The sequence below is a fragment of the Antribacter sp. NEAU-D49 genome (assembly GCF_057158775.1).
This window is the reverse complement of sequence record NZ_JBXTSN010000001.1, coordinates 39,062-59,093: the sequence shown is the minus strand read 5'-3', so window position 1 is coordinate 59,093 and position 20,032 is coordinate 39,062. Positions and strand designations below refer to the sequence as shown.

Below are 20,032 nucleotides of genomic sequence, written 5' to 3'. Positions count from 1 at the left end.
GTGGGGGGGGGGGGGGGGCGCCGCGCCCCCCCCCCCCCCCCCCCACCCCCCCCCCCAACTGCCGAACACATGGTCAACTCGCCCGGTGGCTCCGCGGGCCTGGTGTCAACGGGGACATCTCCCCCACCGCCGGACACCTTTCGGCCAGGTCACGGCCACCCTTCACCCCTAGCCTTGCACCCGGCGCGGCGAGGGGTCGCGCCGGGACAAGGGGGTTTCCATGGGCAGGACCATGCTGCGGCGCGCCGCAGCCGCGAGCGCCGCCGTCGCGACGCTTTCCGCCGCCCAGGTCGTCACGGGGCTGCCGGCTCACGCCGACGCCGACTCCGACCCGCTGTGCTACACGACGACCGGGACGAGCGACTTCTACCCGGGCGCGTCGGCGAGCCGGGTCTACGACAACCAGTTCAGCAACGACGTCGAGGTGCCGTCCGGCCTCATCGACGAGAACTGGGTACCTCAGGGCCTCGCCGCGTGGGCGAACTGGAACGGGACCGGCGAGGACATCTTCCTCATCTCGGCCTTCTACGACCCTGACCACGACGGCTCGGCGGACAACGGCAACAGCGCCGTGTTCGGCGTCGTCGCGACGGGGGCGCGCCGCGGGCAGGGCCTCGGCCGGATGCTGGTGCAGGGCGGGCACGTCGGCGGCATCGGCGTGCACAAGGGCTACCTCTACCTGGGCAGCGGCTACACGCTGCGGGCCTACCCGCTGAGCACCGTGCGCACCGAGCTCGAGGGCGCCAACACGAGCACCGTCCGCTACCCCACATACACGCGCGACAGCTCGTACGAGATCGGCTTCGTCGGCACGGGCGGCGGGTTCCTGTGGGCCGGCGACTTCGACGCCGACCAGACACGTCACCTGAACCGGTACGAGCAGACGTCGTCGTCCGGCGCTGTGCGGTACGTCGACCAGTTCTTCGCCCCTGCCAAGACGCAGGGCGTGGTCGTGACGGACACTCACGTCTTCTTCTCGACGTCGTACACGCGTGGCGACCGAGGGAACATCTGGGTCATGCGCGACGGGGCGACGACGCGTACCGACGCCAACTCGTACTGCTTCCGGGCGCCCTCGATGAACCAGGGCGTCACCATCCTCAACGGCCGCCTGTACGTGCTCTTCGAGAGCGGCTCCAACACCTACGAGGGCGGGGCGCGCAACCCGATCCGGCACATCCACGACGCCGGCGTCTCCTCGCTCGCGAACCTCCTCGCGACGGACAACCCCGCCGACTGACGACCGGCCGCGGTGGGCCGGTGCCCTGGAGGCCCGGCCCGCCGCGGCGTAGCGTCGGGAGCATGTGCCGCAACATCACGACGCTCCGCGGGCTCGAGCCGCCCGCCACCGACGAGGAGATCACGGCCGCCGCCGCGCAGTTCGTGCGGAAGGTCACGGGCGTGACGAAGACGAGCGACGCCACGCGCGAACCGGTCGAGCAGGCAACCGAGGAGATCGCCCGGATCGTCGCGCGCCTCCTCGAGGACCTGCCTGCCCGGCGCCAGCCACCGGCCACCGTGCCGCCGCTGCGCCGCGAAGAGGTCAAGGCCCGCATCGCCGCGCGGCAGGCCGCGCGCGAGGAGCACGAACGGATGCACGAGCTCGGCATCGAGCACACGCACTGAACGCGCCGGGTTCAACCGGCCGGGCCCAGCCCTGGAGCACCGTCAGGATCAGTGCGGGATCCGCCGCGCGTCCACCGCGATCAGGCGCGGCATGCCCGCCGGCGCCACGGCGCTCAGCGCCAGGTAGCGGGCCTCGGCCCGGTGGAGGCGGATGTGCTCGTCGAGCGACCAGTCGGGCCCGTTGGTCAGCACCATGCCGCAGGAGCAGTCGATCTCGACCCGGTCGTCGGGCTGGTGCCGCACCTGGCCCACGGTGACGTGCGACGCGCGCGCGTCGGCCTTGGCGCGGTGCATCGCAGCGCTGACGGGGAGGTGCTCCTGACTCACGCGGACAAGGCTACGCGTCGCCCGCCCGCGGGACAGGCGCGGGCCGGCGAGTCCGCCGGCCCTCAGAGCTCGTCGGGGTCGTCCCAGGACACTCCGCTCGACGCGCCCTCGATCGGGTCGAGCTGGTGCTCGGACAGCCGGCGCGGCGCCTTGGTCGCGTCGCCACCGCCCAGCACTGCTCCGCGGGCGCCGTCGGCCCGGGTCACGCGCGGGGGTGCGAGGCGCGCGTAGGAGGCGATCGACTCGTCGACCCGGTCGGTCGGCGGTCGGGTGGTGGTCGTACTCGCGGGGGTGTCCGCTTCTTCGGTGCTCATGTCCTAGATCTACCAGCCCTTCCTGAGGCTCGCCGGTGCATGCCACGCCGATCGCGCCAGGATCGCGTGGCGATCGGGTGAAGGGCTCTCGGCACGCCGCGCCGCCGCCGCGCACCGGGCGCCCACCGATGTGATGATGCACGGCATGCAGACGTGGCCCGGCCGTTCCTACCCGCTCGGTGCGACCTTCGACGGAGCGGGCACCAACTTCGCCCTCTACTCGAGCGTCGCCGAACGCGTCGAGCTGTGCCTCATCGGTGGCGACGGCACCGAGAAGCGCGTCGACCTCGGTGAGACCGACGCGGACGTGTGGCACGTATACCTTCCCGGCGTCGGCCCCGGCACCCGGTACGGCTACCGGGTGCACGGGCCCTACGACCCGGCGTCGGGCCACCGCTGCAACCCGGCCAAGCTCCTGCTCGACCCGTACGCGAAGGCGCTGGACGGCGACATCGACGGTGACGAGTCGCTGTTCTCCTACCGCTTCGACGACCCGTCCGCGGCGACGAAGTCGACCACCCCGAGCGACCTCGACTCCGCGGGGCACACGCTGACGTCCGTGGTGGTCAACCCGTTCTTCGACTGGGGGCACGACCGCCCGCCCGCCACGCCGTACCACGAGTCCGTGATCTACGAGGCGCACGTGAAGGGCATGACGATGCGGCACCCGGGAGTACCGGAGGAGCTGCGCGGCACGTATGCGGGGCTGGGGCACCCCGCTGTCATCGATCACCTGCAGTCGCTCGGCGTGACGGCGCTGGAGCTGATGCCGGTGCACCAGTTCGTCACGGACCCGAGCCTGCTGCCGCGCAACCTGACGAACTACTGGGGCTACAACACGATCGGGTTCTTCGCGCCGCACAACGGCTACGCGGGCTACGGCCGGCGCGGCGAGCAGGTGATGGAGTTCAAGGCGATGGTCAAGGCCCTGCACGAGGCGGGGATCGAGGTCATCCTCGACGTGGTCTACAACCACACCGCCGAGGGCAACCACATGGGCCCGACGCTGAGCTTCCGCGGCATCGACAACGCCGCCTACTACCGGCTCGTGGACGGCGACGAGGCGCACTACTTCGACACCACGGGTACCGGGAACTCGCTCCTCATGCGCTCCCCCGCCGTGCTGCAGCTCATCATGGACTCGCTGCGCTACTGGGTCGAGGAGATGCACGTCGACGGGTTCCGGTTCGACCTCGCGGCCACCCTCGCCCGCCAGTTTCACGAGGTGGACCGCCTGTCGGCGTTCTTCGACATCGTCCACCAGGACCCGGTGGTCTCCCAGGTCAAGCTGATCGCCGAGCCGTGGGACCTCGGCGACGGCGGCTACCAGGTCGGCGGCTTCCCCTCGCTCTGGACCGAGTGGAACGGCCGCTACCGCGACACCGTGCGCGACTTCTGGCGCGGCGAGCCGGCGACCCTGCCGGAGTTCGCCTCCCGGCTCACCGGGTCGAGCGACCTGTACGAGCACTCGGGCCGCAAGCCGATCGCGTCAATCAACTTCGTCACGGCCCACGACGGGTTCACCCTGGCCGACCTCACGTCGTACAACCAGAAGCACAACGACGCCAACGGCGAGGGCAACAAGGACGGCGAGAGCCACAACCGGTCCTGGAACTGCGGCGTGGAGGGCCCCACGGACGACGCGGAGATCAACCGCCTGCGCGCCCGCCAGCGGCGCAACCTCCTCGTCACGCTGCTGCTGTCGCAGGGCGTGCCGATGCTGTCGCACGGCGACGAGCTGGGCCGCACGCAGGAAGGCAACAACAACGCGTACTGCCAGGACAACGAGCTCACGTGGATGGACTGGGACCTGGACGACGAGCGCGCCGCGCTCCTCGACTTCGCCCGCCGGGCGGTGCGGCTGCGCCGCGACCACCCGATCCTGCACCGCCGCCGCTTCTTCGAGGGCCGGGTGGTGTCCGACGGCGGTGGCGCCGGCACTGCGGCCTGCACGCTGCCCGACATCGAGTGGCTGGACCTGACCGGCTCGCGGATGGATGCGACGGACTGGCAGCAGTCGTACGCGCGGACGGTGGCCGTGTTCCTCAACGGGGACGCGATCCCCGAGAAGGACAGCCGCGGCGAGCCCATCGTGGACGACTCGTTCCTCCTCCTGCTCAACGCCCACTCGGAGCACCTGGACTTCACCCTCCCGCCCGAGACGTACGGCGAGCAGTGGACCGTGGTGCTGGACACGGACGGCAACGCGGAGCCCGGTTCCCACCTCGACGCCGGGGCGGTGCTGAGCGTGTGCGGGCGGAGCGTCGTCGTGCTGACTCGCCCTTCCGGCGTTCGCCGCTAGGCTGTCCGGCGTGACCGGACCGAGGAACGGCGCCGGAGGACCCACGAGCGGGGCGGGAACGCGCCCGCGCACGGCCGGGTCGACGCCACCGCCAGTGCCGGGACCCGACATCCCCGTGCCAGGTCCCCGGCCTGTCGTGTGGGCCCCACGGGCCAGGATCATCGAGGTGGTCCTCCCCCAGCCCGACGGCGGCGAGGAGCGGCTCCCCCTGCGCCTCGTCGGCGCCTCCCTGCCCGGCTACTGGGGGGCCGACGGCGAGCTCGCCGCCGGCACCGAGTACGGCTACTCGATCGACGGCGGCGACCTGCTCACCGACCCGCGCGGTGTCTGGCTGCCGGACGGCATCCACGGCCCGACGCGCGTGTTCGACCCGACCTTCGACTGGTCCGACGACGAGTGGATCCCGCCCGACCTCGGCTCCGGCGTGATCCTCCGGCTCGACGTGCCGACCTTCACGCGCGAGGGCACCCTCGACGCGGCGACCCGGCACCTGCGCTCCGTCGCCGACCTGGGCATCCAGGGGGTCGAGCTGTCCCCCGTGTGCGCGTTCGACCCCGACGAGGGCGCCGCCAAGGGTGTGCGCCTGTACTCGGTGCACGAGCCCTACGGCGGGCCGCGCGCCCTGCAGCGGTTCGTCGACACCGCGCACGCCGCGGGCCTCGCCGTCGTCCTCGACGTGCCCTACCGGTGGGCGGTCGCCGAGGGGGCCGGCCTCGACGCGTTCGGCCCGTACGCGGTCGGCTCCCCCGCGCCCGTCCGGTCCCGCTCCCGGGGCGGGACGTACCGCCCGGGCGCGGGACCGGCGTCGGACCGGGTGGCCGCGATGCGGCCCCGTACCGGGCAGATACCACTGGTACGCCCGCGCACCGGGCAGATCCCCGTGGTGAACAGCCGGGGCGCCACCCCGTCCGCCCCGACCTTCCGGACCGACGGCGGGGGCGCCGCCGCACCGCGCTTCAACCTCGACGGCAGCGGCAGCCGCGGCGTGCGCGACTTCCTGCTGGACGACGCCAAGCACTGGTTCCGCGAGTATCACGTGGACGGCCTGGTCCTCGACGTCGAGGCGCTGACCGACCGCGCTCAGGTCCCGTTCCTCGGCGAGCTCGCCGACACGGTGGTGTCCGTGGGCGAAGAACGACGGCGTCGGTTCGCGCTGCTCGTCGACGGCCCCGGCCGGAGCGACCGACTGGCGACGGTGGTGCACCGCATGCTCTCCGCCCCCGGCGACCCGCGCGACGTCGACGACCTCCGCCTGCTCGCCGACCAGGTCCACCCGTCGGTGCGGCGGGCAGTCCGCCAGGCCCCTCCGGCACGCCGGACCCAGCGGAACGACCGCCGGGCGGGGGCCACGGTGGTCGAGAACATCACCCGGCTGCCCGGTGCGACGCACACCACCCCCTGGTTCGACCCGGAGAGCCCCCGGCTCGAGCTGGAGGACCTGGACTCCCGGGCGAGCCTGCTCGCGTGCTCCGTGCTCGCGGGGACGCCGCTGGTGCTCGACACCGTGCACGTGCCGGTCGTGGCCCGCACGGACCGTGACCGGCGCCTGGCCGCCTGGGCCCACCACCTCATCAAGCTGCGCCACGACACGGCCGACGAGATGGACCTGCCCATGGAGATCCGGACGACCCCCGACCACACCGTCGTGGCAGCCCTGCGCGGCAACGGCGCCCTGGTGGTCAACGCCGGTGGCGGGCTCGCCGCCGTCCGCCTGCGCACCCTGCTGCGCCCGGCCGAGAACGACCCGCAGGCCCCGGCCCCTGCCTCGTTCCGCCTGATCGCGGCCTGGGAACCCGGCGCCACCCGGCTCGTGGGCGACACGCTGACGATCCCGCCGCGCATGGCCGCTGTCCTCCGCGCGGACTGAGCCCTCTGTCAGTAGGCTCTCGGTCCATGGCCGACACCGCCGAGGGACTCGCAGAGCACTGGGACACCGCCCCGCAGGACGCCCTGCGCTGGGCGCCCGGCACCTCGCTCGCCGTACTGGACTGCGGCGCCGCGCCGGGGTGGTCCGCCGGCAAGACTGAGGCCAAGGCGCTGGTGTCGGCACGCGCCGACGAGCTCGCGGACCTGCAGGAGCGGCTCTTCGCCCACGGGCGGTCCGGCGGCGACCGGTCGGTGCTGCTCGTGCTGCAGGGGCTGGACACGTCGGGCAAGGGCGGGATCGTGCGCCACGTCGTCGGGCTGGTGGACCCGCAGGGCGTGGAGCACCGAGGCTTCGGCGTGCCGACGGAGGAGGAACGCGCCCACGGCTACCTCTGGCGCATCCGGAACGCGCTGCCCCGTCCCGGCTACCTGGGAGTCTTCGACCGGTCGCACCACGAGCAGGTGCTCGTCGTACGGGTGGACGGCCTTGAGCCGGAAGAGCAGTGGCGCGCCCACTACGACGAGCTCGTCGGCTTCGAGAAGGAGGTCACCGAGCGCGGCACGTCCCTCGTCAAGGTGGCGCTCATGGTGTCGGCCGCCGAGCAGAAGGCACGCCTCACCGAACGGCTGGAACGGCCCGACAAGCACTGGAAGTACAACCCGGGAGACGTGGACGTGCACCGGCGCTACGGCGAGTACATCGCCGCGTACCAGGAGATGCTCGACCGCACCTCCACCGGCGAGGCACCGTGGTACGTGGTGCCCGCCGACAAGAAGTGGTACGCCCGCCTGGCCGTCACCGAGCTCCTGCTCGGTGCCCTGCGCGGCCTGGACCTCGGCTGGCCGCCCGCCGACTTCGACGTGGAGGCGGAGAAGGCGCGCCTCGCGGCGGCGTGACCCGCGGCGGCGTGGCTCGCGGCGGCGTGAGCCCGCGTCTCGCGGCCGTGTGATCAGGCCGGGACGAGCCGGCGACCGTCCTCCGCAAGGGCGCCGAGGCGTGAGAGCGCCCGGTAGTACTTCTTGCGGTAGCCGCCGCGCAGCATCTCGTCCGTGAAGACGCCGGCCGAGCCCTGGCCCGCGAGCAGGACGGGCACGTCCCGGTCGTACAGCCGGTCCACGAGCACCACGAGCCGCAGCGCGACCTCCTGGCGCGTCACTGGGTGCACGTCGGTGAGCGCGACCAGCCCGATGCCGTCGAGCATGGCGCCGTAGCGGCTCGGGTGCACCGTCGCGAGGTGGGCCAGCAGGTCGTCGAACCGGTCGAGGGTGGCGTCAGGGCGAGCGGTCGCCGCCGCGGTGACCGCCTTCTCGTCGAGCGGCTCCGCGTCCGTCACGACGGCCCGGTGCCGGTAGTCCTCGCCGTCCACGCGCATGACCTCGAACCGGTCCGCGAGCGCCGTGATCTCCCGCTGGAAGTCCTGGGCAGCGAAGCGGCCCTCGCCGAGCGCGTCGGGGAGCGTGTTCGAGGTGGCGGCGAGCGCCACGCCGCGGTCCGCGAGCTCGCGCAGGAGCCGCGACATCAGGGTGGTGTCCCCCGCGTCGTCGAGCTCGAACTCGTCGATGCAGACCAGCTTCTTGGCGGCGAGCGCCTCGACGGTGGGGAGGAAGCCGAGCGCGCCCACGAGGTTGGTGTACTCGACGAAGGTGCCGTACGCGGCGGCGTCGGGGCCCAGGCTCGCGCCGACGGCGTGCGCGAGCGAGGTCAGGAGGTGGGTCTTGCCCACGCCGAACCCGCCGTCCAGGTACACGGCGGGGGCCGCCTTGCGCCGCCCGAACAGGCCGCGGCGGGGCGCCGAGATCTCCGCTGCGACCTGCCCCAGCCGCGCGAGGGTGCTCGCCTGGCTCGGGTAGGCGGGGTTCGCCCGGTAGGTGGCGAAGCGCGCGTCGGCGAAGTGGGGCGGCGGGACGAGGTCGGCCACGAGCCGGTCGGCAGGCACGACGGGCCGGACTCCCGCGAGGGTGCGGGTGGCGACGTCGTTCTCAGCGAGGGTCACGGTCACCCAGATTACCGGCGGCCCGGCGCGGGCCGGGCCCTCAGAGAGCAAGGTCACACGTCCGGGCTCAGGAGCCACCCAGGTGCACGACGGCGTCCGCGCCGGGCCGGTCGAGCACGTCGCCGACGGCGTGGGCGACCCGGGCGGGGTCCACCGTCCGTTCGGGCGACTCGTTCCGGTCGTCCTCGGCGACGGCGTCGTCGATGACGAGCTCGTGGAAGCGGACCCCGCGCGCCGTGCCGAGCTCGTCCTGCTCCAGGCGCAGCACGCGCACCAGCATCGAGAGCCCGGCGCCCGTGACGCTGACGGCGCCCGACCCGGCCATCGCCTGGTAGGACGCCGCGCCGTTCAGGACCACGTAGGGCGCGCCGCCGGGCACGTCGGCTGTCGCCAGGAGCGGCACGACGACGCGGGCGGCGTCGAGGTGCGCCGTGAGGTGGCTGGTGAGCGTCTCCCGCCACACCACGGGGTCGAGCTCGAGCAGCGCGGCGCCCTTCTGCCAGCCGCCGATCGAGACGACGGCCGCTCCGGGGAGGTCCGCGCCCGCGCTCGCGCACGTGCGGCGGACAGCCTCGGGCAGGTTCGGCAGCTCGCCGTAGGCGACGTGGTGCACCCGCGGTCCCCGGACGTCGTCCGGCAGCCGGCGCCGGGAGGCCGCCAGGACGACGCGGCCGCTCGCGGCGAGGCCGCGCACCAGGTGGCCGCCGACAAACCCGCCGGCGCCGACGACGAGCACAGGGCCGATGCCCTCAGGTCCAGTAGGGCGGTCTGGCATAGAGGGTTCCACTCTCCCGGTCCTTCACTACAGAGGGAAGCTGAGCCTGGGCGATTCGTGGCAGGTGGATCCCGAACGACGCGGGCATGAGGCGCTTCAGGTCGTTCGAGTGCCGCCCCGGCGGGAACGCGGCAACGGCAAAATAGCCGGGAATTCTCTGCGCCATTGTCACAGCCGGCACCAGGTCACTGTCGGCGCTAATGATCAGCGCGTCCTGACACCGTCCCGCGAGGGCATCAGCCACGGTCTCCGTCGCGATATTGACGTCAGTCTGCTTTTCCTCGTAATGGGGCCGAACGTGTCCGCACGACCGGCACGTGACCATTCGCTTCTGGTAGCGGCCGAGAGTGATGGTGAGAAGCTCGGGGTTCTGCGCCCGAAGCGCATTGAGGTAGTTCTCCTGGCGCGACAGCGCGGCTGGCTGATCCAGGACGTGCGCGGTGAAGTACTTCACCTGGACGAGCCGGCTACGGGGTCGGAGCCGACGCGTGAGGTCCACGACGTCCAACCACAGCTTGCTGCGCCGGGTGACCTCGTGCAGGCCGTGGTAGAGGTTGAAGCCATCGATGTACGCGATGAGGTTCCGGCCGGTCACTCGCCCCACACTCTCGTTCGAGTCCTCGGCGATCAGCCTGTTGGCCAGCCGCCCCGAGCAGGCTATAGGAGGCGCACCCACGCCGCCTGCCCTAGACATCCCGGCCCGCCGCGACTATCGTGGGTGCATACCACCCCAGGGAGTAACGGCCCTGGACCCAGCGGCCTCCTCCGGGAGGCCGCTTTTGTTTGCCGTGTCTCAGCGCGATCCCCCGGACCGCAGCCGTACGGGCATGAGCAGGTTGCGGTCGTCGGGGCGGTCCGGCGGCACCACGGCGAGCGTGCCGCGCACCGCGTCGAGCGACAGCGCCACCTCGTCACCGCCCGCCGCGGCGAGCGCCTGGAGGAGGTAGGTGCGGTCGAACACGACCGCGCCGGGCGTGGCCGGTCGGACGACGTCGACGCCGTGGTCGCTCAGGCGCACCGCCACGAGATGGGCGTCGGGTCCGATTACTCCCCCAGCGAGCCGCTCCTGCAGGTCGGCCGTCGGCGCGCAGGCCCCGTGCTCGCCGCCCGCCTCCAGCAACGCCCGGTAGTCGGGATAGTCCCCGGCGAGCGGCTCGGTCACGACGGGCCGACCCGCCCCGGCCGCCAGGACCAGCCGGTCGATCCGGAGCTCGACGGTGAGGTCGTCCGCGTCATCAGGCAGAGCCTCCAACGCAGCTGGCGGGACGACGACCTGCACCTCCGGGCCGGTCAGCCCCCGCACCGCCACGGACGTCACGGCCAGCCGCGCGCGGTCGCAGGCGACGAGACGGAGCAGGCCGCCGGCGCAGTGCAGCAATACGCCGGAGAGGGCCGGCCACACGGGATCGGCGGCCGCGACCGCGTAGCGCACGGCGCCCACGGCCCGGGCGAGCTCGGCGCGGTCCACCTCGAAGCGGGTCGCCGGCGGATCGGCGAGCAGGCCGTCCGCCGCCTCGATCAGCGCGCTGGACCTCGCGAGCCGCTCCTGCAGGGCGCTGAGGTGCTCGGACAGCACGGCACGCGCGGTCCCCGGACGATGGCGGTTCACCAGGACCTCGATGATGCTCGCGACCGGCAGCTCGGCCTCGCGCAGCAGCACCACGAGGCGCGCCTGCTCCACCTGGTCGCTCGTGTACCACCGGTAGCCCGTCCCAGGGTCCGACCATGCCGGGCGCAGCACCCCGGCGGCGTCGTAGTACCGCAGCGCGCTGACGGGCAGGCCGCTCGCCCGCGCGACTGCACCGATGCCGTACAGGAGCTCAGACATGGACCCGATTCTGCGCCCTCGACCTGGTCGAGGGTCACACCGGTCGTGTCGTCCCCGGCCCGGTCAGGGAGCCCAGGGCCCTCGCCCCCACCGCCGCGCACCCCAGCACGCCCACCAGGCAGACGCTCGCAGCGAACCCGGCGGACGTCGCCGAGGCCAGCACTCCCAGCGCCGCGTTCGTGAGGGTGGCGGCCAGGATCTGGACCAAGGAGACGAGCGCCTGCACGCGGGCGAGATGAGTTCGCGGGGCCCCGCCGAGCACCAAGGGGGCGAGGTGGGCCGAGAAGATGCCCGCCCCCACCCCGACGAGGGCGGCGCCGCCGACGGCGAGCACCGGCGTCCCTCCCACCGCGGAGAAGACCAGTCCCGCCTGGCCGGCCGCCGCGACGACGAGCCCGGCCGACGTCGCCGCGCCTGCCCTCCGTCGTCCGCCGGTCCGCGCGATCACGAGCGTGGTGACGACAGTGCCCGTCGCCTGGGCCCCGGCGACGAGGCCCGTGACCTGCGCAGTCCACCCCGCCTCGCGGGCGAGGAGCGGGAGCAGGAGTGAGACGGTCGGCAGGACGAAGGCAGCGGCGCCCGCGAGGAGCAGCAGCGCCGCGGGCAGGCCTGGCGTGCGCCGCACCACGAGGACGCCGTCCCACGCCGCTCGGCGGAGGCTGTCCGGCCGCTGGCCGGCGCCCGGCGGCGCTGGCTCGTCGGGCCCCGCGCCCGGTCGGACCCGCACCAGCACCACCAGCACGAGGGCGAAGGTCGCGGCATCGAGGGCGGCGACCGGGGCCAGTCCGCCCGCCCCGACGAGGAGACCCGCGAACGGGGCCCCGACAAGGCCGGCCGCCCGGCTCGCGCCCTGGTTCAGCGCCAGCGCCGACGGGAGCTGCCTGTCGGGGACAAGACGGCGTGGCATCGACCCGGCGGCCGGGCGGTAGAACGCGGCCACCGTGCCGCGGACCACGCTCACCGCGAGCAGGAGCCACAACGGCGAACCGACCGCGAGCACGGCAGCCGCGAGGCACGCCGAGACGGCGATCATCGTCGCGTCCCCCAGGATCATGACCCGTCGGGCGCCGAACCGGTCCGCCACAGTGCCACCGAGGAGGAGCAGGACGACGGTCGGCACGCTGCCGGCGGCGAGCGCCAGGCCCGCGGCCGCTCCACCGTACCCGGCAGCAACCCAGCCGATCGCGAAGCCGATGACCACGTCACCGAGCTGGGAGACGGTGGCGGCACCCAGCCACGCGAGGTAGGCCGCCGGGAGACGTTCGCGCGTGCCGGGCGGGCGCGTCCGGCGTCGGGCAGCGAGGAAGGTCGTCATGGGGGCGAGCCTGGAGCCTCGACCCGGTCGAGGGTCCAGCCGGACCGCGCTCGAGAACAACCTTGCGCAGGCAACGTGCCCCCGGAGCGGGCGGAATGTTGTTCTCGCGGCCCGGCCCGGCGTGGCACGCCCGACGGCGGGCCGGTCACCTCACGGGGAGGCGGCCGGCACGCCGTCGGGCAGCGGCGTCAGTGACCCGTCGCCGTGGGTGCCGGGTAGTACTGCGCGTACTTGCGCCGGTAGTTCTGCGTGATGCCCTCGACGATGAGGCGACGCTTGAGCCCGCCGTCACCGTCGTACTTGAGGGGGTTCACCACGCGGCCGTTCGCCTTGAGGTCCTTCAGGCGCTCGCGGAGCTGCGGGTCCAGCACGTACCGCAGCAGCAGGCCGAACGGCACCACCGAGTACAGGACCTCCTGCACGGCGCGCACCGGCAGGATCGGCCGGCCCAGCACCTGGTCCTCCACGAGCACCCGGGCCACGTTGGCCCCGCCCGCGGTGACGTAGTAGTTGTTCCGGCCGATGCGCGGGTTCACCTCGAAGTACACGTGCCGGCCCGTGCGCGGGTCCAGCTTGTAGTCGAAGTTCGCGAAGCCCACGTAGCCCGTCGCGTCGAGGAACCGCGTGGCGGCCTCCATCGCGTCGTCGTACGGCTCCACCAGGATCGCCGCGGGGATGCCGAGCGTGCCCGGCGTGTGCTCCTCGAGCAGCACGCGGCCGGTGGCGAGCAGCGTGACCGTGCCCGTGGTGTCGCGGTACGCGGTCAGGGACCGCATCTGCGTCTCGTCGCCCGGGATGAACTCCTGGACCAGCAGCGTCGAGGGGTAGCCGGCGTCGACCAGGTGGCCCACCAGCTTCTCGAGCTCGGCCCGGCTCTCCACGTGGTGGATCTTCGCCTTGCCCGGGAAGTCGACGTAGTGCCAGGCCGCCGAGTCGGACGGCTTGGCCACGACCGGGAACTCCAGGTCCACCTGCAGCGCGGGGATCGCCGCGCGGCCCCCGGCCGCCACCAGCGTCGGGACGTCCACCACGACGGTGCGCGGCGTCGGGATCCCGAGCTGGTCGCAGACCTGCGCGAAGCCCTCCTTGGTGCTCACCACGTCGAGCACCTCGCGCGACGGGTACGGCGTGAGGTAGCCCGCCGCCTCCAGCCGCTCGCGGTTCTCGACGACGGTCCGTACGAACCAGTCGGCGTTGGTCAGCAGGATCTTGCGGCGCGTCGGGTGCTCGGCAGCCACGCCCTCGAGCGACCGGAGGAACGTCTCCGTGTCGTCGAGGCCCGGGTCCACCAGGTTGGTCACGATGGCCGACTCCTGCATGGCGCGGGTGGCGACCGTCGAGAGGACGACAGCCGGGGCCCCGTACTGCTCGTGGAAGGCACGGCACAGCGCGTACATGCCGATGTCCCCGCCGACCCCCACGACCATCAGGTCGTCGACCCGCCCGGGCTCGTGGCCGTGGCCGGCCCCTCCGCCGCCGGGACCGGCGCCGCCGGGGAGACCCCTCACGCGTCGACCTCCGTGCGGTCGCCCGACCACTGGGTGTGGAACGTGCCGTCGCGGTCCACGCGGCGGTAGGTGTGCGCGCCGAAGAAGTCGCGCTGCGCCTGGATCAGCGCGGCCGGCAGGCGCTCGGCCCGCACACCGTCGTAGTACGCGAGCGACGAGGAGAACGCGGGCGTGGGCACGCCGTTCTGCGCGGCCCCGGCCACGATGCGGCGCCAGGCCGCGAGGCCGTTGCCGACCGCGTCGGTGAAGTACGGGTCGGCGAGGAGCAGCGGCAGGGCCGCGTCACGCTCGTACGCCTCGGTGATGCGGTTGAGGAAGCGGGCGCGGATGATGCAGCCGCCGCGCCAGATGCGGGCCATGGCACCGCGGTCGATGTCCCAGCCGTTCTCGAGCGACGCCGCCGCGATCTGGTCGAAGCCCTGCGAGTACGCCACCACCTTCGAGGCGTAGAGCGCGAGGCGCACGTCCTCGACGAACGCGTCGCGGTCCTTGACCTCCCACGCCTGCGCGTGGGCCGGGAGGGCGGCACGTCCCGCCTCACGCTGCGGCACCGAGCCGGACAGCGCACGGGCGAACGTGGCCTCGGCGATGCCCGTGATCGGCACGCCCAGGTCCAGGCCGTTCTGCACGGTCCAGCGGCCGGTGCCCTTCTGCTCCGCCTGGTCGAGCACGACGTCGACGAACGCCTGGCCCGTCTCGGCGTCGACGTGACGCAGCACGTCGGCGGTGATCTCGATGAGGAACGACTCGAGGTCGCCGGTGTTCCACTGCGCGAAGATCTCGCCGATCTCCGCGGCCGAGGCACCGAGACCCTGCTTGAGCAGGTCGTACGCCTCGGCGATGAGCTGCATGTCGGCGTACTCGATGCCGTTGTGCACCATCTTGACGAAGTGCCCGGCGCCGTCGGGACCCACGTAGGTGCAGCACGGCGTGCCGTCGACCTTCGCGGAGATGTCCTCGAGGATGGGGCCCAGGGACTCGTACGACTCGCGCGTGCCGCCCGGCATGATCGACGGGCCGAGCAGCGCGCCCTCCTCGCCACCGGACACGCCCGTGCCCACGAAGTGGAGGCCGTGCTCCTTGAGCGCCGCCTCGCGGCGGATGGTGTCGGGGAAGTGCGCGTTGCCGGCGTCCACCACGATGTCGCCCTCCTCCAGGAGGGGCACCAGCTCGTCGATCACGGCGTCGGTGGCCGCACCGGCCTTGACCATGATGACGACCTTGCGGGGGCGCTCGAGCGACGCCACGAAGTCGGCCATGGACTCGGACGGCACGAAGTCGCCCTCGTGGCCCGCCTCGGCGATCAGGGACTCGGTCTTCGCGTACGAGCGGTTGTGCACCGCGACCGTGTACCCATGGCGCGCGAAGTTCCGGGCGAGGTTGCGGCCCATGACCGCAAGTCCGGTGACGCCGATCTGTGCGCGTGCTGACATGACTTGCCTGCTCCTTCGGTCGGGACGGGAACCGGGCGCGGCCGCGCCCGTGGCCCGCCGCCAGCCTAGTGCGCAGGACGCACGTCCCGCCCGGGACGTCCAAGGTCAGCGTGCCGGCGGCAGGTCCCGCCCGATCAGGCCGACGACGGCCGCCTCGGTGGCGGCGGCCAGGTCCACGGTGTGCGGCTCGAGCAGCCACTGGACCTGCAGCCCGTCCATGGTGGCGATGATGACCGTCGCGACGGTGCGGCAGTCGAGGTCCGCAGCGACCTCGCCGAGCTCGCGCGCCTCCTCCAGGGCCTCGACCAGGATGGCCCGCAGGCCCTGGTACCGGTCCCGGAAGTAGTCCTGGGCGGGGTGCCCGGCCGTGACGCTCTCCGCGGCGAGGACCGTGTAGAGCCGCACGATGCCCTCGCGGCCGGCGTTGCGCCGCGCCGTCTCGACGAGGTGCCGCAGGAACGCCAGCCCGTGGGGCCGCTCGGTGCCGAGCTCCTCGATGTCCGTGGAGTCCCGGAGGTCGAGCACGCCCGTGAGCAGCCCGGCCTTGGACGGGAAGTAGTGCAGCACCCCCGCCTGCGTGAGCCCCACCCGGTCGGCGATCTCGGCGAGGGAGGCGTTGTGGTAGCCGCGGGTCGCGAACGTCTCCATGGCGATGCGCAGGATCTCGGCCCGCCGCTCCGCCGGTGGCCGCCGCACACGGACCCCGCCACCTTCTGCCTGTCGTGTCATCCGGCCGAGTCTAGAGGCTCGGTACCTACCAAGTACTCGGTAGGTATGGAAGGATCGTCCCTCGACAGCACACCTCCACCGAGGGAGTCGCAATGACGCGTACCACTCGTTCCCTGTCCGTCCGCGCGGCGCTCGCCGCGCTGAGCGTCCTGGCCGCCGGAGCCACCGGGATCGGCCTCGCGGCCGGCCCGGCCGAGGCCGCCCCGACCACCGCCCAGGTCTGGGTCACCACGGCCGACGGCGCCCGCAGGCTCTCCGCGGGCACCGACGTACCGTTCGGGTCCAGCCCCCAGGCCATCGACATCCGGGTCGACCCCGGCCAGACCGCCCAGCGCTACTCGGGCGCGGGCGCCTCCGTCACCGAGGCCTCCGCCTCGCTGATCAGCAGCCTGCCCGCCGCGCAGCGCACCGCCCTGCTGCAGTCGCTCTTCTCGCGCTCCGGCGACGGGATCGGGCTGAGCTACCTGCGACAGCCGCTGGGCAGCAGCGACTTCAACTCCGGCGGCTTCTACACCTACGAGGACACTCCCGGGCAGTTCAGCATCGCCCGCGACCAGCAGCAGATCCTCCCCGTCCTGCGGCAGGCCCTGGCCGTGAACCCCGGCATCCGGTTCATGGGAACGCCGTGGTCGCCGCCCGCGTGGATGAAGACCGGAGGCTCCCTGAACGGCGGCAGCCTCCGCACCGAGAACTACGACGAGTACGCCGACTACCTCGTGCGCACCATCCAGGCGTACGAGCAGCAGGGCGTCCGTCTCAGCGACCTCACGGTCCAGAACGAGCCCCTCTTCGCGACGAGCTACCCGTCCATGAGCATGTCGCCGTCCGAGCAGGCGGCCTTCGTCCGGGTGCTCGACGGCGCCCTGACCCGCGCCGGCCTCGGCACCCAGCTCTTCGCCTACGACCACAACTGGGACCGGCCCGACTACGCCCTCGACGTGTTCGCCGGGACCAGCGGGATCTCCCGCGTCGTCGGCGCGGCGTTCCACTGCTATGGCGGGTCCCCGGAGGCGCAGGCGCAGGTCGTGAGTGCCGGCAAGCGCGTGTACTTCACGGAGTGCTCCGGCACGGACAGCGCGAACCCCGCCGCCACGTTCGGCGACACCCTCGTCTGGCACGCGGAGAACCTCGTGGTGCGCAACATGCGCAACGGCGGCGAGACCGTGCTGACGTGGAACCTCGCGCTCGACCAGAACGGCGGCCCGCACCAGGGTCACTGCGGCACCCGCTGCAACGGGGTGGTCGAGATCGCGGGCAGCACCGTGACGCGCGGAGGCGAGTTCTACGTGCTGGGCCACCTCAGCAAGTTCGTCGACGTCGGCGCCCGGCGCATCGGCTCCACCAGCCAGGGCCCCGGCGGCGTCCAGAACGTCGTCTTCCAGAACCCGGACGGGACCCGGGTCGCGTTCGTCGTGAACGCGTCGTCGGCCGCACAGACCTTCTCGATCACCGACGAGGGCCGGTCCCTGGCGTACTCCCTCCCGGGCCGTGCCGTGGCGACGTTCCGCTGGGACCCGCGGGCGACGTCGGCCGTGGACCCGAACGCCTGGTACCAGGTCTCCCCCGCGGCGAGCGGCAAGTGCCTCGACGCCGCAGACTGGGGCACCGCCGACGGCACCGGGCTGCAGCAGTGGGCGTGCGGCGGCGGCGACCAGGCGAACCAGCGCTGGCGCCTGACCCCCACCGGCGACGGCCACTACCAGGTGCTCAACCAGCACGCCGGCAAGGTCTGGGACGTCTCCGGAGGCACCGGAGCGACGGGCGACGGCACCCGGGTCCACCTCTGGACGTACGTGGGCGGTACCAACCAGCAGTGGCGGCCGGTCGCGTCCGGCGGCGGCCTGACGTTCGTCGCGCGCCACAGCGGCAAGTGCCTCACGCTGGACAGCCCCACCGCCGACGACGGACGCCGGCTCTCCCAGCAGCCCTGCACCGGCAGCGCGGCGCAGGTCTTCCGGCTCACGCGGGTGGGGTGACGGACGGCCGACGGTGCCGGGGTGCACCCGGGTGTGCCCCGGCGCCGTCGGGCGCAAAATCACAATCCGGCGACACCGGCGCGTGGTGTGTCGTCGCGACGCGCCGCACGCGTAAGTTTCTGGACGTGACCAGTGGCCCGCCCACAGGCGTCCCCCCCGACTTCGCAGCCGCGCTCGACGCGCTGCGAGGCCAGGCGCTGCGCCCCGAGGTACACCTCACCGAGATCCCCGCGCCGGTGCGGGTGGCGCCCTGGAGCGTCGCCCTCAGCGCCGACGTGATCCCGGGGGCGCCCCCGGGCACCCACGGCCATGACGACGACGCGCTGGCCACCGGCCGGTTCGTGCTCCTGCACGACCCCGCGGGCCAGGAGGCCTGGCACGGCACCTTCCGCGTGGTCACGCTCGTGCGGGGCACGACCGACCCGGAGATGGCGGCGGACCCGGTCCTCGCGGACGTCGCCTGGTCCTGGGTCCGGGAGAGCCTGTCCGACGCCGGGCTCGAGCCGGGCGTCGACCTGCTGGCCGAAGGGGGCACCATCACGCGGGTGCTCTCGCACTCCTACGGTGCCCTCTCGGGCACCCCGGACGCGGTGGACCTGGAGATCCGCGCCTCGTGGACGCCCACCGACCTGAACCTGGGCCCCCACCTCGCGGCCTGGGGCGCGCTGCTGGCCACCGCCGCGGGGCTGCCGCCCGCCTGGTCGGGCGTCGCGTCCCTGACCAGGCGTTTTACAAGCCGTTCCCCGAGGCACCCTACGGTGGGCCCATGAGCACCACCCCACCCGCCGTGTCCGAGCCCGCCGAGTCCGCGGGCGACGTGGAGGCCGGGACGCTGGGTGACGTCGTCCCGCTGACCGAACCGTCCGAGGGGCTGCCGCCCGTCGTCGACACCCCCGCCGCCTTCCAGAAGGTGGTCGACGCCTTCGCCGCGGGGACCGGTCCCGTCGCGGCCGACGCCGAGCGGGCGTCCGGTTACCGCTACGGCCAGTCCACCTATCTGGTGCAGGTACGCCGGGCGGGTGCGGGCACCGCGCTGATCGACCCGGTGGCGATCCCGGACCTGGCCCCCCTGGGGGAGGCCGTCGGCGACGCCGAGCACGTGCTGCACGCCGCCTCCCAGGACCTGCCCGGGCTCGCCGAGCACGGCCTGCGGCCCGCGCGGGTCTTCGACACGGAGCTCGCGGCCCGGCTGCTCGGCATGGAGCGGGTGGGGCTCGCCGCCGTCGTCGCGGAGGTGCTGGGCCTCGGCCTCGCCAAGGAGCACTCCGCCGTCGACTGGTCCACGCGGCCGCTGCCCGAGGACTGGCTGCGCTACGCGGCGCTCGACGTCGAGGTGCTCGTCGAGCTCCGCGACCGGCTGGCCGAGCGGCTCGAGGCCGCGGGCAAGACGGAGTGGGCCGCGCAGGAGTTCGAGGCGGTCCGCCTCGCCCCCCTGCCCGCGCCGCGCATCGACCCGTGGCGCCGCACCTCGGGCATGCACGTGCTGCGCGAGGCACGCCAGATGGCCGTGGTCCGCAGCCTCTGGCAGGCGCGCGACGCCAACGCCCGCGCGCGGGACGTGTCGCCCGGCCGGGTGCTCCCCGACCGCGCGATCGTCGCCGCGGCGAAGGCGCTCCCCCGGACGGTGCCACAGCTTGTGACGATCCCGGAGTTCGCCGGGAAGGGCACGCGCCGTCGGGCGCCCTACTGGCAGCACGCCATCGACCAGGCGCTCGCCCTGCCCGCCTCCGCGCTGCCGTCGGTCCGGGGGCCGCGCACGGACGGTCCGCCGCCGCCCCGCAGCTGGGGCGACCGCGACCCCCACGCGGCCCGGCGCCTGGTCCTCGCCCGCGAGGTGATCACCGCGCTCTCCGAGGAGCACGCGGTGCCCGCCGAGAACCTGCTCCAGCCGGACGCGCTGCGCCGCCTCTGCTGGACCCCGCCCGAGCCGGCCGACGAGGCGGCCGTGGCGGAGTTCCTCCGCGGCCGCGGGGCGCGCGAGTGGCAGGTGAGCCTCGTCTCGGCCCGCCTCGCGGAGGCGTTCACCCACTCCCGATAGA

Annotated in this window: 18 protein-coding genes; 8 read left to right on the top strand and 10 right to left on the bottom strand. The window is 73.4% G+C overall.

Features of this window, described 5'->3' with window-relative positions:
* The first annotated feature begins 220 nt into the window (after window positions 1–220).
* A complete protein-coding gene (locus AC060K_RS00220; protein WP_483763433.1) occupies window positions 221–1,240 on the top strand; it encodes a hypothetical protein in 1,020 nt (339 codons plus the stop codon).
* Between the two features lie 62 nt (window positions 1,241–1,302).
* Window positions 1,303–1,626, top strand: a complete 324-nt coding sequence (locus AC060K_RS00215) for a DUF2277 domain-containing protein (protein WP_483763432.1) — start codon at window positions 1,303–1,305, stop codon at window positions 1,624–1,626.
* A 48-nt stretch (window positions 1,627–1,674) separates the two neighbouring features.
* Here the strand turns inward: AC060K_RS00215 and AC060K_RS00210 are convergent, their stop codons facing one another.
* On the bottom strand, window positions 1,675–1,920 hold the full coding sequence (locus AC060K_RS00210; RefSeq protein ID WP_483763718.1) for a hypothetical protein: 246 nt from the start codon (window positions 1,918–1,920) through the stop codon (window positions 1,675–1,677).
* 95 nt (window positions 1,921–2,015) lie between these two features.
* A complete protein-coding gene (locus AC060K_RS00205) occupies window positions 2,016–2,267 on the bottom strand; it encodes a hypothetical protein (protein WP_483763431.1) in 252 nt (83 codons plus the stop codon).
* 145 nt (window positions 2,268–2,412) lie between these two features.
* On the opposite strand from AC060K_RS00205, the gene glgX reads away from it, so the two are divergent.
* The 3 genes from glgX (at window position 2,413) to AC060K_RS00190 (ending at window position 7,332) form a co-directional block, all read left to right on the top strand.
* Complete coding sequence (gene glgX, locus AC060K_RS00200) at window positions 2,413–4,569, top strand: glycogen debranching protein GlgX (protein WP_483763430.1); 2,157 nt, start codon at window positions 2,413–2,415, stop codon at window positions 4,567–4,569.
* Window positions 4,570–4,735: 166 nt separating this feature from the next.
* Window positions 4,736–6,436 carry an alpha-amylase family protein gene (locus tag AC060K_RS00195; protein WP_483763429.1) on the top strand — a complete coding sequence of 567 codons (1,701 nt, stop codon included), beginning with the start codon at window positions 4,736–4,738 and terminating at the stop codon, window positions 6,434–6,436.
* A gap of 26 nt (window positions 6,437–6,462) precedes the next feature.
* On the top strand, window positions 6,463–7,332 hold the full coding sequence (locus AC060K_RS00190) for a PPK2 family polyphosphate kinase (RefSeq protein ID WP_483763428.1): 870 nt from the start codon (window positions 6,463–6,465) through the stop codon (window positions 7,330–7,332).
* Window positions 7,333–7,385: 53 nt separating this feature from the next.
* On the opposite strand, the gene zapE is transcribed toward AC060K_RS00190, so the two are convergent.
* The 8 genes from zapE to AC060K_RS00150 form a co-directional block, all read right to left on the bottom strand.
* Complete coding sequence (gene zapE, locus AC060K_RS00185; protein ID WP_483763427.1) at window positions 7,386–8,429, bottom strand: cell division protein ZapE; 1,044 nt, start codon at window positions 8,427–8,429, stop codon at window positions 7,386–7,388.
* A gap of 67 nt (window positions 8,430–8,496) precedes the next feature.
* Complete coding sequence (locus tag AC060K_RS00180) at window positions 8,497–9,204, bottom strand: SDR family oxidoreductase (RefSeq protein WP_483763426.1); 708 nt, start codon at window positions 9,202–9,204, stop codon at window positions 8,497–8,499.
* Window positions 9,179–9,880, bottom strand: coding sequence for an NYN domain-containing protein (locus tag AC060K_RS00175; protein WP_483763425.1), 702 nt, complete (start codon window positions 9,878–9,880; stop codon window positions 9,179–9,181). Before AC060K_RS00175 ends, AC060K_RS00180 begins: the two co-directional genes overlap by 26 nt.
* Before the next feature lie 117 nt (window positions 9,881–9,997).
* Window positions 9,998–11,032, bottom strand: a complete 1,035-nt coding sequence (locus AC060K_RS00170; RefSeq protein ID WP_483763424.1) for a DNA polymerase III subunit beta family protein — start codon at window positions 11,030–11,032, stop codon at window positions 9,998–10,000.
* 34 nt (window positions 11,033–11,066) lie between these two features.
* On the bottom strand, window positions 11,067–12,347 hold the full coding sequence (locus tag AC060K_RS00165) for an MFS transporter (RefSeq protein WP_483763423.1): 1,281 nt from the start codon (window positions 12,345–12,347) through the stop codon (window positions 11,067–11,069).
* A gap of 188 nt (window positions 12,348–12,535) precedes the next feature.
* Entirely contained in the window at window positions 12,536–13,855 is a 1,320-nt protein-coding gene (locus AC060K_RS00160) for a carboxylate--amine ligase (RefSeq protein ID WP_483763422.1), read from the bottom strand.
* Window positions 13,852–15,288 (bottom strand): NADP-dependent phosphogluconate dehydrogenase, encoded by a 1,437-nt coding sequence (gene gndA, locus AC060K_RS00155; protein ID WP_483763421.1) that lies wholly within the window; start codon window positions 15,286–15,288, stop codon window positions 13,852–13,854. Before gndA ends, AC060K_RS00160 begins: the two co-directional genes overlap by 4 nt.
* 105 nt (window positions 15,289–15,393) lie before the next feature.
* On the bottom strand, window positions 15,394–16,017 hold the full coding sequence (locus tag AC060K_RS00150; RefSeq protein ID WP_483763420.1) for a TetR/AcrR family transcriptional regulator: 624 nt from the start codon (window positions 16,015–16,017) through the stop codon (window positions 15,394–15,396).
* A 92-nt stretch (window positions 16,018–16,109) separates the two neighbouring features.
* Here AC060K_RS00150 and AC060K_RS00145 point away from each other — a divergent pair, with 92 nt between their 5' ends.
* The 3 genes from AC060K_RS00145 (at window position 16,110) to AC060K_RS00135 (ending at window position 20,031) form a co-directional block, all read left to right on the top strand.
* Complete coding sequence (locus AC060K_RS00145) at window positions 16,110–17,993, top strand: RICIN domain-containing protein (RefSeq protein ID WP_483763419.1); 1,884 nt, start codon at window positions 16,110–16,112, stop codon at window positions 17,991–17,993.
* A gap of 125 nt (window positions 17,994–18,118) precedes the next feature.
* Window positions 18,119–18,763 carry a DUF3000 domain-containing protein gene (locus AC060K_RS00140; protein WP_483763418.1) on the top strand — a complete coding sequence of 215 codons (645 nt, stop codon included), beginning with the start codon at window positions 18,119–18,121 and terminating at the stop codon, window positions 18,761–18,763.
* Window positions 18,760–20,031: an HRDC domain-containing protein gene (locus AC060K_RS00135; RefSeq protein ID WP_483763417.1), complete on the top strand. Its 1,272-nt coding sequence runs from the start codon at window positions 18,760–18,762 to the stop codon at window positions 20,029–20,031. Before AC060K_RS00140 ends, AC060K_RS00135 begins: the two co-directional genes overlap by 4 nt.
* The last annotated feature ends 1 nt before the right edge of the window (window position 20,032 follow it).

Bases quoted from the DNA above. Each gene is read 5' to 3' on its own strand.
- AC060K_RS00220 (WP_483763433.1), top strand. From the start codon at position 221: ATGGGCAGGACCATGCTGCGGCGCGCCGCAGCCGCGAGCGCCGCCGTC.
- AC060K_RS00215 (WP_483763432.1), top strand. From the start codon at position 1,303: ATGTGCCGCAACATCACGACGCTCCGCGGGCTCGAGCCGCCCGCCACC.
- AC060K_RS00210 (WP_483763718.1), bottom strand. From the start codon at position 1,920: ATGCACCGCGCCAAGGCCGACGCGCGCGCGTCGCACGTCACCGTGGGC.
- AC060K_RS00205 (WP_483763431.1), bottom strand. From the start codon at position 2,267: ATGAGCACCGAAGAAGCGGACACCCCCGCGAGTACGACCACCACCCGA.
- glgX (WP_483763430.1), top strand. From the start codon at position 2,413: ATGCAGACGTGGCCCGGCCGTTCCTACCCGCTCGGTGCGACCTTCGAC.
- AC060K_RS00190 (WP_483763428.1), top strand. From the start codon at position 6,463: ATGGCCGACACCGCCGAGGGACTCGCAGAGCACTGGGACACCGCCCCG.
- AC060K_RS00180 (WP_483763426.1), bottom strand. From the start codon at position 9,204: ATGCCAGACCGCCCTACTGGACCTGAGGGCATCGGCCCTGTGCTCGTC.
- AC060K_RS00170 (WP_483763424.1), bottom strand. From the start codon at position 11,032: ATGTCTGAGCTCCTGTACGGCATCGGTGCAGTCGCGCGGGCGAGCGGC.
- AC060K_RS00165 (WP_483763423.1), bottom strand. From the start codon at position 12,347: ATGACGACCTTCCTCGCTGCCCGACGCCGGACGCGCCCGCCCGGCACG.
- gndA (WP_483763421.1), bottom strand. From the start codon at position 15,288: ATGTCAGCACGCGCACAGATCGGCGTCACCGGACTTGCGGTCATGGGC.
- AC060K_RS00150 (WP_483763420.1), bottom strand. From the start codon at position 16,017: ATGACACGACAGGCAGAAGGTGGCGGGGTCCGTGTGCGGCGGCCACCG.
- AC060K_RS00145 (WP_483763419.1), top strand. From the start codon at position 16,110: ATGACGCGTACCACTCGTTCCCTGTCCGTCCGCGCGGCGCTCGCCGCG.
- AC060K_RS00135 (WP_483763417.1), top strand. From the start codon at position 18,760: ATGAGCACCACCCCACCCGCCGTGTCCGAGCCCGCCGAGTCCGCGGGC.